This is a genomic window from Pseudoalteromonas sp. MMG013 (genome assembly GCF_018100885.1).
In the GTDB taxonomy this organism is placed as follows: domain Bacteria; phylum Pseudomonadota; class Gammaproteobacteria; order Enterobacterales; family Alteromonadaceae; genus Pseudoalteromonas; species Pseudoalteromonas aurantia.
Genome location: NZ_JAGJEE010000006.1, coordinates 188,155 through 201,977, shown reverse-complemented (window position 1 = coordinate 201,977; position 13,823 = coordinate 188,155). Strand labels below are relative to the sequence as shown.

Annotated in this window: 12 protein-coding genes; 4 read left to right on the top strand and 8 right to left on the bottom strand. The window is 40.1% G+C overall.

The genetic code is table 11. The annotated features are described in order from the left end of the window. Positions 1-206 precede the first annotated feature (206 nt). Positions 207-536: a stress response translation initiation inhibitor YciH gene (locus tag J8L98_RS08780; protein WP_210996116.1), complete on the top strand. Its 330-nt coding sequence runs from the start codon at positions 207-209 to the stop codon at positions 534-536. Here J8L98_RS08780 and J8L98_RS08775 read toward each other — a convergent pair. Then, positions 533-3,517 (bottom strand): EAL domain-containing protein, encoded by a 2,985-nt coding sequence (locus tag J8L98_RS08775; RefSeq protein ID WP_210996115.1) that lies wholly within the window; start codon positions 3,515-3,517, stop codon positions 533-535. The two genes, J8L98_RS08780 and J8L98_RS08775, sit on opposite strands and share 4 nt — an antisense overlap. A gap of 345 nt (positions 3,518-3,862) precedes the next feature. On the opposite strand from J8L98_RS08775, the gene J8L98_RS08770 reads away from it, so the two are divergent. Then, positions 3,863-5,017, top strand: a complete 1,155-nt coding sequence (locus J8L98_RS08770; RefSeq protein WP_210996114.1) for a chorismate mutase — start codon at positions 3,863-3,865, stop codon at positions 5,015-5,017. Positions 5,018-5,066: 49 nt separating this feature from the next. On the opposite strand, the gene tyrA is transcribed toward J8L98_RS08770, so the two are convergent. From tyrA to ffh, 6 genes are all read right to left on the bottom strand, one after another. Continuing rightward, positions 5,067-6,200, bottom strand: a complete 1,134-nt coding sequence (gene tyrA, locus J8L98_RS08765; protein ID WP_210996113.1) for a bifunctional chorismate mutase/prephenate dehydrogenase — start codon at positions 6,198-6,200, stop codon at positions 5,067-5,069. A 165-nt stretch (positions 6,201-6,365) separates the two neighbouring features. Beyond that, positions 6,366-6,725: a 50S ribosomal protein L19 gene (gene rplS, locus J8L98_RS08760; protein ID WP_010362248.1), complete on the bottom strand. Its 360-nt coding sequence runs from the start codon at positions 6,723-6,725 to the stop codon at positions 6,366-6,368. A gap of 33 nt (positions 6,726-6,758) precedes the next feature. Then, on the bottom strand, positions 6,759-7,526 hold the full coding sequence (gene trmD / locus J8L98_RS08755) for a tRNA (guanosine(37)-N1)-methyltransferase TrmD (protein ID WP_192506753.1): 768 nt from the start codon (positions 7,524-7,526) through the stop codon (positions 6,759-6,761). Continuing rightward, complete coding sequence (gene rimM / locus J8L98_RS08750; protein ID WP_192506752.1) at positions 7,527-8,060, bottom strand: ribosome maturation factor RimM; 534 nt, start codon at positions 8,058-8,060, stop codon at positions 7,527-7,529. Positions 8,061-8,077: 17 nt separating this feature from the next. After that, complete coding sequence (gene rpsP, locus J8L98_RS08745) at positions 8,078-8,326, bottom strand: 30S ribosomal protein S16 (RefSeq protein WP_138589647.1); 249 nt, start codon at positions 8,324-8,326, stop codon at positions 8,078-8,080. 245 nt (positions 8,327-8,571) lie between these two features. Further along, positions 8,572-9,951, bottom strand: coding sequence for a signal recognition particle protein (gene ffh, locus J8L98_RS08740; RefSeq protein ID WP_210996112.1), 1,380 nt, complete (start codon positions 9,949-9,951; stop codon positions 8,572-8,574). A gap of 165 nt (positions 9,952-10,116) precedes the next feature. On the opposite strand from ffh, the gene ccsA reads away from it, so the two are divergent. Both ccsA and J8L98_RS08730 read left to right on the top strand, forming a co-directional pair. After that, positions 10,117-10,923: a cytochrome c biogenesis protein CcsA gene (ccsA, locus tag J8L98_RS08735; protein ID WP_210996111.1), complete on the top strand. Its 807-nt coding sequence runs from the start codon at positions 10,117-10,119 to the stop codon at positions 10,921-10,923. A gap of 61 nt (positions 10,924-10,984) precedes the next feature. Next, on the top strand, positions 10,985-12,259 hold the full coding sequence (locus J8L98_RS08730; protein WP_210996110.1) for a CNNM domain-containing protein: 1,275 nt from the start codon (positions 10,985-10,987) through the stop codon (positions 12,257-12,259). A gap of 66 nt (positions 12,260-12,325) precedes the next feature. On the opposite strand, the gene J8L98_RS08725 is transcribed toward J8L98_RS08730, so the two are convergent. Next, the gene (locus J8L98_RS08725) at positions 12,326-12,934 is read right to left on the bottom strand and encodes a transglycosylase SLT domain-containing protein (RefSeq protein WP_192506748.1); all 609 of its coding nucleotides are present in this window, start codon (positions 12,932-12,934) and stop codon (positions 12,326-12,328) included. Positions 12,935-13,823 lie beyond the last annotated feature (889 nt).

Here is a 13,823-nt window from a genome sequence, read left to right as displayed (position 1 = left end):
CCTAATATGGTTTGAATTTGTTATCCGTGCACTGACTTAAATATAACGCTTATACATTTTTTCGCCAAAAATAAACGTCATCAAATGTAATTTATTTTTTTATTTGCGTTTCTCTTACTCCTAAGCATAAAAATAAGCTTGGTATCAGCAAATAATATATCTAAAATGCAAAGATAGGCATAACATACAATAGGGTTTAGGTAAAAATGTCAGAAAATCGCTTAGTATATTCAACCGACATTGGTCGAATTACAGTAGATGAACCTCAAGTTGATTCACCAGCAAAAATATTTAAAGATGGTGCTATACGAATTGAACGGCAGACCAAAGGCCGTAAAGGTAAAGGCGTCATGCTGGTTGTTGGTGTTGACCCTCAAGTCCATGATTTAAAGAAATTGGCTAAGACCTTAAAAAGTAAAATGGGACAAGGTGGTGCGCTAAAAGAAAACATCATTGAAGTCCAAGGCGATGACAGGAACAAACTCAAACTTATTCTTGAGTCTCTTAAGTTTAAAGTAAAAATAGCCGGTGGTTAAATACCGGCTTTATCTTGTAGTTGAGATCTAAATATCTCTATTTCATGTTCTGGTAATGGAGGACTGTAATAATATCCCTGAACAATAAAGCAATTATTACGTTTTAAGAATGCAACTTGTTCTTTAGTCTCTACCCCTTCAGCGACGACCTGCAACTTAAGTTTTTGCGCCATCGCAATAATAGCCGCCGTAATTTCCATGTCATTAGAGTCATCCGGAATATCTTTAACAAACGATCTATCCACCTTTAAGCTATCGACTGGGAATCGTTTCAAATAACTCAAAGAAGAGTAGCCTGTTCCAAAATCATCAATTGACAACCCAATACCCAGATCTTTCATCTGATGTAACTGTGCAATTGCCGCTTCTACATCTCCCATTAACATACTTTCGGTTAATTCCACATGTAATAGGCTTGGTGGCATTTGTGTTCGTTCTAAAACATCGGATATTTCTGCTATTAAGTGCGCATCTTTAAATTGCCTTGCTGAGAGGTTGATTGACATATTTCCCGAGCGCCCTTGACGCTGCAATCGCATTGAGAACATACAGGCTTCTTCCAACACCCATGCACCCAACTCCACAATAAGCCCTGTAGCTTCAGCAATTGGAATAAATTTCGTCGGGGGGATCATGCCTTTATCAGGATGTTTCCAACGGATCAACGCTTCATAACCAACAATTTTCAGTGTCTTGCAATCAACTTGAGGCTGATAATATAGTGAAAACTGTTTTGATTTAATAGCTTGCCTAAGTTCATTTTCAATATACAGTCGTTCATTCGCTGCAGCGTCCAGTTCCTGAGAATAAAAGTGGAAGGTATTTCGTCCTTTGGCTTTTGCTTCATACATCGCTAAATCAGCATGCTTAAGCAATTGCTCCTCTTCTTGACTGTCAAAAGGCGCCATTGTTATACCAATACTGGCACTAACAATCACTTCATTATTACCGAGTTTAATTGGCTGATTTAAAGTACGCTGAATAATATGTGCCACTTCCATTGCATTTTCACGTTTCTCGATACCACTTAGTAGCACAGCAAACTCATCGCCACCAAGTCGTGCAATAGTATCTTCTGATCTTAACCGCAGTTTTAACCGTTCAGCAACTTCAACCAATAACCGATCACCGGCATCATGACCTAACGTATCGTTAATTCGCTTAAACTCATCAAGGTCAAAATAAAACAAAGCAAATGCATAGTGACCGCGCTCAGCCAGTGCCATTGATTTTCGGAGCTGCATTCTAAAGAAGGTTCTGTTAGCAAGCCCTGTCAATGTATCAAAGTATGCGAGCTCTTCCATTTTTCTCTGACTTTCTTTTACAAAAGAAATATCTTGCGCAGATGCCACATAACTAGAGATTTGCCCTCCATCTTCTCTGATTGGAGAAATACTTAGACTCACCCAAATAGGCTTAGGTCCTGCCCCTTCAAGCATGGTATCACCACGCCAGTAATTACGACTGCGCAGGTCAATATCGATATCATCAACCAATATTGCCATATCTTTTGAGATTATATTCAGTAATGACTTTCCTAAAAAGTGACCTTCTTCAAAGCCTGTCATTTCCAACATCTTGGGATTTACATATTCCACTTGAAAATGTTCATTCGTAATAACCACGGCAGTACCAGAAAATGAAACCGCCTTTGACAATCTATTTGCGGCTTTTTCTGCTATTTCTTTTTCCGTAATACGTTGATTCAGGCCACTAACTAACTTTTTTATCTCTGTGCTCATATCATTAAAAGACGCATTTAACTGACCAATCTCATCTTTACTACTGGGCATTGACGGCATATCCCATTGGCCTCGACCAAAGCCCACAACCGCATTAACTAACACATTGATGCGACCCAATACTAATTGATATAACACTTGATGCAGTAACAGTGCGACAAATAATGCATACAGCAAAAATAAGCCAAAAAATTTAACTTTCAATTCTTCCAGCGCCGATAACGCAGAATCCCTTTTTTTATATACGCCTATATACCAATCCAATTGCTTTAATTGTTTAATATTAATAATATGATCTTCATTCTCATGAATAAATTCATCTTGAAACTCAGGCAGCTTAACCAACAAGGCTGACTCAATCACATTGCTTAAAGCTGGAATTGACAATGCTTCTTCATTAGTCAATTTAGCGCCTTGGTTTTGTTTGCCAAAGTTTGGCGCTGCAATAATCTTGCCTTGTTGGTCAAAGATTATAAATCCTTGCCTCGTATCTGGGGCTGGTAAATGCGACAACAGAGTATCTAACTCAAGATCTGTTCCCGTAAAACCTAAATAGCGATCATTGTGATAAAGAGGGACCAGAATACTGATAACCCATTTATTCCAAACATCGTCAAAATGAACCCGAGACCAAATCGCTTCCCTAGTAGGGTTTAACTCTTCTCTCAACAGAGGCAATGTATGCGTGCTAAATAACGCTTGTTTTGGTTTGCTATTTAATAAAATATTGGGAGGCGCTATACGGACAAAATTTCGCTGTGTTACTAAATAAAAATTGAAAAAATCTTGTAATAATGGTGGTGCAATGATGTTCCACAATGATTCTGACTGGGAAAACAAGGACTTGTCTTTTGTGCTTAACTCACTTGACGATAAATACGCCGCAGATAACCCATTTTTTGCAGTGCTTCTAAATGCACCTTCAAGATCAACAACATTCAACTTTGCTGGTGTTAATGTTAAATTTTCCCCTGTGAATAGCTGCTTGGCTACAACTGCATTTGCTTGTTCCGCCAAACTGGTTTTTAATTCAAGATACTGGCTAAATTGAGTAACCGCCTGACCACTAACTCGCTTTAACTCTGCGTATTCTTCATAAATTAACTGTCTCTCTTCTGATTTCAGCATGAGTGCCGCTGCGAAGATCCCCGCAACCAAACACACCGCCGAAATCAACATCGACAGTTTAACACTTAAGGAGTTGGCTCCAAATCTCGAAGGGGGCCTACGATTGACCACGGTTAAACCCTTATCATAATTGTAATTTTTCTATAAAGATTCGAATTAATATAACAGATCCTTGTTGCTTAAGTCACGCGTGTATCACCCCCCACTGAAACAATTATGTGCCATAAATCTAATTACACAAAATAATAACTTGTCGAACTAATTTAAAGTGTGGTAATAATGTATGTAATTTAAGTTATTCGATTGTTCGAAAAAGACTATGAAAATCATAATTACGCACATTACATATTTCTTTTTTAGCTTCTTTAGGTGAAGAGGCTGAACTGTTTGTGAGTAAATCAAATAGCTAAGCCTCCCAACTGGGAGGTTTTTTTTTGCCATTGGGAATGAGGACCTATGACTGAAAACACATTAAATGCACTTCGTCACGACATCAATGAAATAGATGCGGACTTAATGGTGCTGCTAGCAAAACGCCGTCGTATTAGCCACAGTGTATTAGAATACAAAATTGCGAACAGCAAACCTATTCGAGATGAGGAACGAGAGCAAGCACTGTTAGAAAAACTAATTAGCTATGGTAAATCACTGGGGTTAGACGCCTTTTATGTCAACAGTGTTTTTCAAACCATCCTTGAAGACTCTGTTTTAAACCAGCAGGCTTTATTGCAAAAAAGCCTAAACCCAGAAGTGCTTGGCGATACACACCGAGTCGCATATTTAGGCGGCCAAGGGTCTTATAGTCAATTAGCCTGTCACAAATACTTTAGCCGTCGGCCGGGTAAAATTGTAGAAATGGGTTGCTCTACGTTCGATAAAATAACGGAGCAAGTTGAACAAGGTAAAGCTGACTATGGCTTACTTCCAATTGAAAATACCAGTTCAGGGAGTATAAATGAAGTTTTCGATTTACTTCAACATGCGCAAGTCTCCATTGTTGGTGAAGTTACGCAAACCGTTGAACACTGCTTGTTAAGTAACCCTGGAACAGAATTAAAAGATATTACTAAAATCTTTGCACATCACCAGCCATTTGCACAATGCAGTCGCTTCCTGCAAGGTTTAGGTGAGCTACAACAAGAAACTTGTGACTCAACTTCCAGTGCAATACAAAGCGCGTTAGAAACGCCAAACAGTGCGGCAATTGCCTCAGCTCAAGCCGGTAAAAATGTTGGCCTCGAAGTTGTAAAAACGGCCTTAGCCAATCAGGCTGAAAACCACAGTCGTTTCATTGTTGTAGCTCGTCAAGCACTGCAGGTTTCAACACAGCTCCCAACAAAAATCAGCTTAATAATGGCAACAAAACAGCAAGTTGGTTCATTGGCTGACGCATTAATGATTTTTAAGCTTCACAATATTAATATGGTCAAACTAGAATCCAGGCCGGTTCCTGGTAATCCGTGGGAAGAAGTCTTTTATGTGGACTTGCTTGCAAATACTGCTGAGCCTAAAGTGCAAAAAGCACTAGAACAACTCAAAGAGTGTACTCAATTTATTCGTATTTTAGGGTGCTATCAAAGTGAATCTTTACAAGCTGTAGACGTCCTTTAATTTTATCGGTTAAAAATAGCGGACAATCCGCTATTTTTAACTCGATTTGTCAATCTAGTACTTTTGAATCGTTGGCTTTATTTAATAGGCCACGACTTTGCGATAAAAACTGAGTTACACAACTAGAAAAGTACTGTTTGGCGTCGGCAAATGCATCTATCAGCGCCGCTTTATCACCTTTTTTCAACATATCCAACGTTCCGGAAAAAGTGTCTTGATAACTCGCTAATAGCCCTTCTACATCGTTGTATTGGGCGAGCATTATATCTGAGTAAAGCTCAGGAGATTGAGCGAATAACCGCCCAACCATCATGAGTTCAAGTTGATATATTGGGGAAGAACAGCTTCTTAGCTCTTCCAACGTATGACACTGTTTTGCTAAAAACCGACCATAAACAAACGTTGTTAAGTGACGCATAACTTGGATTATTTGCATTGCTTGATCATGTTTCTTTGCATCAATATTGACCAACTGACAACCCCAAACACCCAATTGCTTTAAAAACCCAGCATAGGCTTCTGGCACTCGACCATCACATACAACAACGGTCTGTTTTACCCAATGAGAAATATCAGGGCCAAACATTGGATGCAGCCCAACAACGGGACCGTTATGTTTGTTCATCAAACACTTCAAAGGGGCTTGTTTAATAGAGGTTATATCAGCTAATACGCAATCATCAGCTAATGCAGGTAATCCAGCTACGACTTCTTCAAGCGCGTTAATCGGAACACTAATTAATACCAGTTTAGCCCCTTCAAGCACTTCTGATATGTTGTCTTGCTGAGGTCTATCTAGAATGCGGACCTCATAGCCAGAACGGCGAAACTGTTTCGCAAATAGTTGGCCCATAGCGCCTTCACCACCGACAATAACAATGGGTGATAGGTCAGGTGCAGCACATGCAAGCTTACTCTGTTGATTCTCATACGCTTCGCGCATCATTCGCCTGAGTATATCTTCGATTAAGTCAGGATTAACACCACTTTCTTGTGCTTGCTGTCGCCTTGCAGAGATCAATTCTGCTTCTCGTTCAGGTGCATGTAAAGATGCACCTGTCTGTTGTTTAACAATGCCGACTTGCTCTGTCAATGCGCGACGCTTCGCTAATAATGCCACTAATTCAGTATCACAGGCATCAATGCCTTCTCTCAATGTATGTAAATCAATTCCATTATCCATAGGTGTAAACTTAAAATTACAGTGTAAAATATATAATACAGACAGTCTATCAGGAACAAAGTCATGAGAAAAGACATAAAATAAGCCGTCATAAAAATATAACGCACAAAACAAAACAGGCCACTCAAAGAGTGGCCTGTTTTTTCAGCGTGATAAACGCGCGTATTAATTAAGTTTTTCTTTAATACGTGCTGATTTACCTGAACGCTCACGTAGGTAGTAAAGCTTAGCACGACGAACTGCACCGCGACGCTTAACTGTAACGCTATCGATAAGAGGGCTGTGCGTTTGGAATACACGCTCAACACCTTCACCGTTCGAGATCTTACGAACAGTGAAAGCTGAATGTAGACCGCGATTACGCTTAGCGATTACAACACCTTCAAAAGCCTGTAGACGCTCTTTGTTACCTTCTTTTACACGTACCTGTACAACTACTGTATCACCAGCACCGAATACTGGTACGTCTTTTTTAAGCTGCTCTTCTTCAAGCGCTTTAATAATATTTTGGTTTACTTTTGCCATTATATTTCTCACATTCCTAGGTGTAACTGTCTTCTAGCCACAAGCTTCTTGGTACTCATGCTGAAATTCAGCGAGTAGTGCCGCTTGCTCCTCAGTCAGAGCTAGGTTACGCAACAAGTCTGGACGTCGTAGCCAGGTTCTTCCTAATGACTGCTTTAAGCGCCATTTCGCAATTGCCTGGTGGTTTCCACTGAGCAATACAGCAGGCACCTGTTTGTCGTCCAATGTTTCTGGCCGAGTATAGTGAGGGCAATCTAACAAGCCATCCGAAAAGGAGTCTTGCTCAGCTGACTGGTTGTGCCCTAATACACCAGGCACTAATCGCGCGACTGCGTCAATAAGTGTCATGGCGGGTAGTTCACCACCGCTGAGAATAAAATCACCAATAGACCATTCTTCATCTACAAGAGATTCAATGATCCGTTCATCTATACCTTCATACCGACCAGCTACTAAAATCAATTTTTCAGATGCCGCTAACTGAGCAGCACCTTGTTGATCTAGTTTTCGCCCTTGAGGGGACATATAAATTACTTTAGCGCCTTCTCCAGCCGCAGATTTTGCAGCTAAAATAGCCTGTTGTAATGGTTGAACCATCATCAACATACCAGGGCCGCCACCATAAGGTCTATCATCTACGGTTCTATGCTTATCTATTGCATAATCTCGTGGATTCCAACAGTTAAAATCGATTAAACCGTTTTTAACTGCACGTCCTGTAACGCCTTGTTGGGTTATCGCATCAAACATTTCTGGAAAAAGTGAAATCACTCCTACCCATAGTGGATTTTGCTGACTCATTTAAAAGCCTGGATCCCAATCAACAGTAATTTTTTTCTCTTCATGTTTGACTTCTTTAATAACTGAATCAGTTAGAAAAGGAATTAAACGCTCCGATTGACCAAATGCATCTTTTTTGTTTGCTTTCACAACCAAAACGTCATTTGAGCCTGTCTCCATCAAGTCATCAACGGTGCCTAAATCATAACCTTTATCAGTTACAACCGACATGCCAATGAGATCTCGCCAATAAAACTCCCCAGAAGGAAGTTCCGGCAATTGCGCTGAATCAACTGAAATTTCCGCATTGGTATACGCCATTGCTTCGTCTCGGTCGTTTACTTGCGCAAACTTGGCGATAAAGCCCTTGTTGTGACGACGCCAGTCGCTCACTTCAAGGGTTTGCCATTTACCTTGTTGCCCTATTAACCATGGGCTGAAATCGAAGATCCCTTGGGGATCATCAGTAAATGAATGTACCTTAAGCCAGCCCTTAATTCCGTAAGGAGCACCAAGCTTACCTACTACAATAATCGTGGTGTTTTCTTGACTCATGGTTACACTTACGCCTATTAAGCCGCTTTACGAGCGTCTTTAACTAACTTAGCTACGCGATCTGTTAGAGATGCGCCCTGACCAACCCAGTGTTCAACACGGGCTAAGTCTAAACGAACTTTCTCTTCTTGACCTTGAGCAATAGGGTTAAAGAAACCTACTTTCTCGATGAAACGACCGTCACGCGAGAAACGGCTATCCGCAACCACAATTTGATAGAAAGGACGCTTTTTAGCGCCACCACGTTGCAAACGAATAGTTACCATACCGTCCTCTGAATAGATTGACTGTTTTCATTAATAAGATTTACTTCCCACAATAGGAAGCTGGGGAATTGTACGAGTTTTTAGCCACAATGCAAGTAAGAAGTGCGGATAAATGACACTTAGGTAGATTAAATGCTGATCTGGGGGATAAAAAACAACCATAACATGGTGCTGCTTTTGTAATCAATAAAAAAGAGGCTGTTGCCTCTTTTTTATTTTCATCAAAGAAATAGCGATATTTTGCTCTAGAACTTAGGACCACCACCGCCCATCATTCCCGGCGGCATCATCCCTTTCATGTTGCGCATCATTTTCATCATGCCACCTTTACCCTTCATTTTTTTCATCATTTTTTGCATTTGGGTAAACTGCTTAAGCAATTTATTAATGTCTTGCACTTGCGTGCCTGAACCTGCAGCTATACGTTTTTTGCGTGAACCTTTAATAATATCTGGACGAGCTCGCTCTTTAGGCGTCATAGAGCTAATAATTGCCTCCATTTGTAAGAACGTTTTGTCCCCTACCTGCCCTTTAACAGCATCTGGTAAATTATTCATACCAGGCAGTTTCTCTAACATCGACATCATGCCGCCCATGTTTTTCATTTGCTTTAGCTGCTCTGCAAAGTCTTCCAGTGTAAAGCCATCGCCTTTAAATACTTTCTCAGCCACTTTTGCAGCTTTATCTTTATCAACTTTCATCTCGACTTCTTCGATAAGTGATAAAACATCACCCATCCCCAAAATACGAGATGCAATACGGTCAGGGTGGAACGGCTCTAGTGCATCCGTTTTCTCCCCTACTCCCATAAACTTAATAGGTTTACCCGTAATATGACGGATAGATAATGCAGCACCACCTCGGGCATCACCGTCGGTTTTTGTCAGAATAACACCTGTAAGCGGTAATGCCTCACCAAAGGCTTTCGCAGTATTTGCCGCATCTTGACCTGTCATCGCATCGACAACAAATAAAGTTTCTACTGGTGTAATTGCATTATGAAGGTCTTTAATTTCACCCATCATGTCGGTATCAACATGCAAACGACCTGCTGTATCAACTAACACAACATCTATAAACTTCTTCTTCGCATGGCTTATCGCATTGTTTGCAATATCTACTGGCTTTTGCGAAATATCACTGGGGAAAAACTCAACATCCACTTCAGTTGCCAATGTCTCTAGCTGTTTTATCGCTGCTGGACGATATACATCCGCACTCACCACTAATACTGATTTCTTTTTACGTTCTTTTAAGAATTTAGCAAGCTTAGCTACACTGGTTGTTTTACCCGCACCTTGCAAACCAGCCATCATTACGACCGCTGGAGGCTGAGCCGCTAAATTAAGCTCTTCATTTGCTTCACCCATCGCGCTTTCTAGTTCTTCACGCACAATTTTGATAAAGACTTGGCCTGGGCTTAAACTTTTTGTGACTTCAACACCCACCGCACGTTCTTTTACTTGTTTAACAAACTCTCTAACAACGGGCAGAGCAACATCGGCTTCAAGCAATGCCATACGCACTTCTCGTAGCGTATCTTTTATATTTTCTTCAGTAAGGCGGCCTCTGCCACTGATATTTTTTAACGTTTTACCTAAGCGTTCTTGGAGGTTTTCAAACATGTATAGGTTCCAATATATCGTAATTGCTGTGCATTATACTGATATGCACTTAACTAATACAGTATTCAAGTGCAGACAAAGATTCTTTTTAGAAACTCTATGCAAGCGGCTAGGCTTAAAATACAATAGCCTATCAAAGAAAATTAATTATTAGGCCTTAATCATATGTTGATTGTTAGCTTGTCTCTTATTGCCAGCGTTTTTTATGTGCTTGCCACTGGGCATGTGCTATCTCGCCTCTTTCATAAAGAAGGGCCTAGCCATAAATTGACAATCATACTCAGTACGCTCGCGATACTGACACATATGCTTGTTTTAGTGAATTCTGTGTTTACCATTGAAGGGCAAGATTTAAGCACCGTCAACGTCGCATTACTGACATGCTGGGTCATTGTTGTTAGTGTTACCACTGTGTCGCTTAAGTTCCCGGCAACCTTGTTACTGCCTGTTGTCTATGGGTTTGCTGCGCTTCTATTAACAGCCAGTTTGTTTATACCTCATCATATTGTTATGCAATCAATTAATGTCGATATTGGACTTGTCACACATATCTCTTTATCGTTATTAGCGTATTGTGTGCTTATTATTGCTACTTTATACGCCATTCAGTTCTTCTTTATTGATAAACGTTTAAAACAAAAAGACTTAGCTATCATGCATAGTCACCTGCCGCCTCTTATGCAGGTTGAACGTCAATTATATCAATTACTTACAGTTGGTACTGCGCTACTTACTTTGGCTTTATTGTCTGGTTTTATATTTCTTGAAGGGATGTTTGCAAAGGAATTTATACATAAAACCGTATTGTCACTGCTCTCATGGGCGATATTTACAGCCGTTACAATTGGTCATCACTATTTGGGTTGGCGCGGGAAACCCATCGTGTTCACTATTATCAGCGCTTCAGGGCTGGTTACTCTTGCCTATTTCGGCAGCAGATTCATTCAAGAAGTGATACTTGGTAAGTTTTAACTTGACTAACAATCCAAGCTAACGCTTAATACGCTTTCGTAAGAAAAAAAGGACTCCTCTGTTGGACGACATATCTACAAGCACCCTATTTATAATATTGGGTTTGCTTATTTTGATCTCGGGCTACTTTTCAAGCTCTGAAACAGGGATCATGTCAATTAACCGTATTCGGTTACGCCATCTCGAAAAACAAAATCACAAAGCAGCGAAACGTGTTAGTAAGTTACTACGTCGACCTGATAGGCTCATCGGCCTGATCCTTATCGGTAATAACCTTGTTAATATTGCGGCTGCGCAAGTTGCCACAATCATCGGTATTCGTCTGTATGGTGATATGGGTATAGCCATTGCCACATTTGTCTTAACACTCGTGGTGCTCATTTTCGCTGAAGTAACGCCAAAAACATTGGCCGCACTGTACCCAGAAAAGGTCGCTTTTCCCAGTTCAATAATTCTTAAGGGTTTACTTAAAGTTCTTTTCCCTTTTGTTATTGCGGTAAACTGGATAACTAATGGGATGTTACGTATTTTTGGCATCTCAAATCAGCAAATAGAAGCGCATAGTCTAAGTAAAGAAGAGCTTAAAACTGTGGTGAATGAGTCAAGTGCGTTGCTGCCTTCAAATCACCAAAATATGCTCACATCCATTCTTGACTTAGAGCAAGTTACCGTTGAGGATATAATGATCCCGCGTAATGAAATTAACGCAATAGACATAAATGACGATTGGAAAGACATCTCTAAGCAACTCACCAATGCACAACACACCCGTGTACTGCTTTATCGTGACCAAATCGACGATGCTGTTGGCTTTATTCACTCCAGAGATGCGCTGAGGCTACTTACTAAAGAGCAATTCGATAAGCCTTCATTGTTACGTGCCGTTAGAGAAATTTACTATATTCCTGAGAACACCTCATTAAATACGCAGTTACTAAAATTTCAACAAAGCAAAGAGCGAATTGGCTTAGTTGTTGATGAGTATGGTGATATTCAAGGGTTGGTCACACTAGAGGATATTCTTGAAGAAGTTGTTGGTGACTTTACAACCACGCAGACACGCGCGACAAGTGACGAAGTAGACGTACAAAGCGACGGTTCAGTACTGGTTGATGGTGCCGCTAATATTCGCGATATTAATAAAGAAATGACTTGGGAGTTGCCAACTGAAGGGCCAAAAACACTCAGCGGCTTAATTGTAGAATATTTAGAAGATATTCCGCAAACACAGCTCGGAATGCGCATTGCAGGCTACCCAATTGAAATTATTGAAATTAAAGAAAACATGATTAAGCAAGTCAAAGTATTTCCACAACAACGAACAGCAACAAAATAAGCATACAAAAATAAAGCACCAAACTATCAATTTGGTGCTTTAACATTACGTTTTTATAAGCTGTTTTTAAAAGAATAAACGCTCAAACCAGTTCTTATCTAAATCTGCTTCACAGCGTTTCAGTTGTGCGCCATAGCGACTCGCACGATGTTTCACTTTATTCGCCACTGCCATCAACCATTTTTTCTTACGATAAGTACCGCGCTTGTAGCCGCCCCAACCATCGTGATAATTTAAATATTGTGCGTAAGCATCCCACTTAGAAATACCATTTACTTTATGGGTTTTATAAACAAACCATGCCATAAAATCTATGGCATCTTCGAAATCATCTCGGTCTGCACCTGAATTACCTGACTCACGAATATAATCTGCCCAGGTCATTGTTTTAGCTTGCGAGTAACCATATGCAGAGCTCGCCCTGCCCGTTGGAATGATCCATAAAAAGTATTCCATTGGCGGAGCCGCATCATGTTTAAATGAGCTTTCCTGATACATCATTGCCATCAACACATGCTTTGGGGCTCCCCACTTTTCTTGTGCGTCTCTGGCATCATAATACCAATCTTCTTTTTCCTGAAAAATCTTACATAAATCATCAGGTTGCTTTGGTGGTGCCGTTGCGCACCCACCCAATATAAACAGCAAAGGTATAAATAATCGTTTTTTTGTCATCTTTTTTTAAACCTATTGAACTTTTGCGATTTTGGTGAGTCATAACTTATGAATGCAGTTATTTAGCATTGTTTCATCCCTGAATTTCAATTTACGCAGCTTCTATAGCTGCGTTTTTTTTGCCCCTACGTTTTTCTCCACCTTACTTCCAATATTAAACTCAGCATCATTTATCTACATAAAATACACTACATCAAACACAATCAATACCCTTTTCTCTAGTCAATAGTTCTGGGCCTATCAATTGATTGTACCTGAAAAAGCAGGCAAAATATTCTTGAAAAATACATCGTATTACATTAAAGGAATAGAGATGAAAAAAGCATAGTCTTATTTGCATTAGGTATCACCTCGCTTAATGCACTCGCCGTTGACACCAGCACTATATCGATTACTGACGCACCTTTTAGTGCTATTACAAATGACAACATTGACGACAGTCATGCAATACAATCAGCGATTAACTTTGCAATACAAAATAATAAGAGTGTATATATTCCTGCTGGTACATTTAATATTGAAAGCACCCTCGACTTCAGTGAGGTCGGTGGTTCACATCACGCTAGAATTAAAGTAACCGGTGAAAAACGAGATCTCTCAAAACGAGTGACCTCTTCTAATATCAGTTTAATCACAGGGGCTTAAAGTGTTGAATCACATAACCTTGTAGCAAACCAATTCGCAACCGCAAGGCGTCGCCATTGATATACCCTTAGTCTCATATCGCTCTCATTAAACACAACTTGATATCACGGGTTCTAATAAAGGGATCAACGGAAAATGAGTCATATGGAGTCGTTTTAAACGATTTATCTATCGGCAATACTTATTAAAGCAATGAACGATATTACGCGATTATAAATGCTGAAAACGGAGGTTCTATCACGAC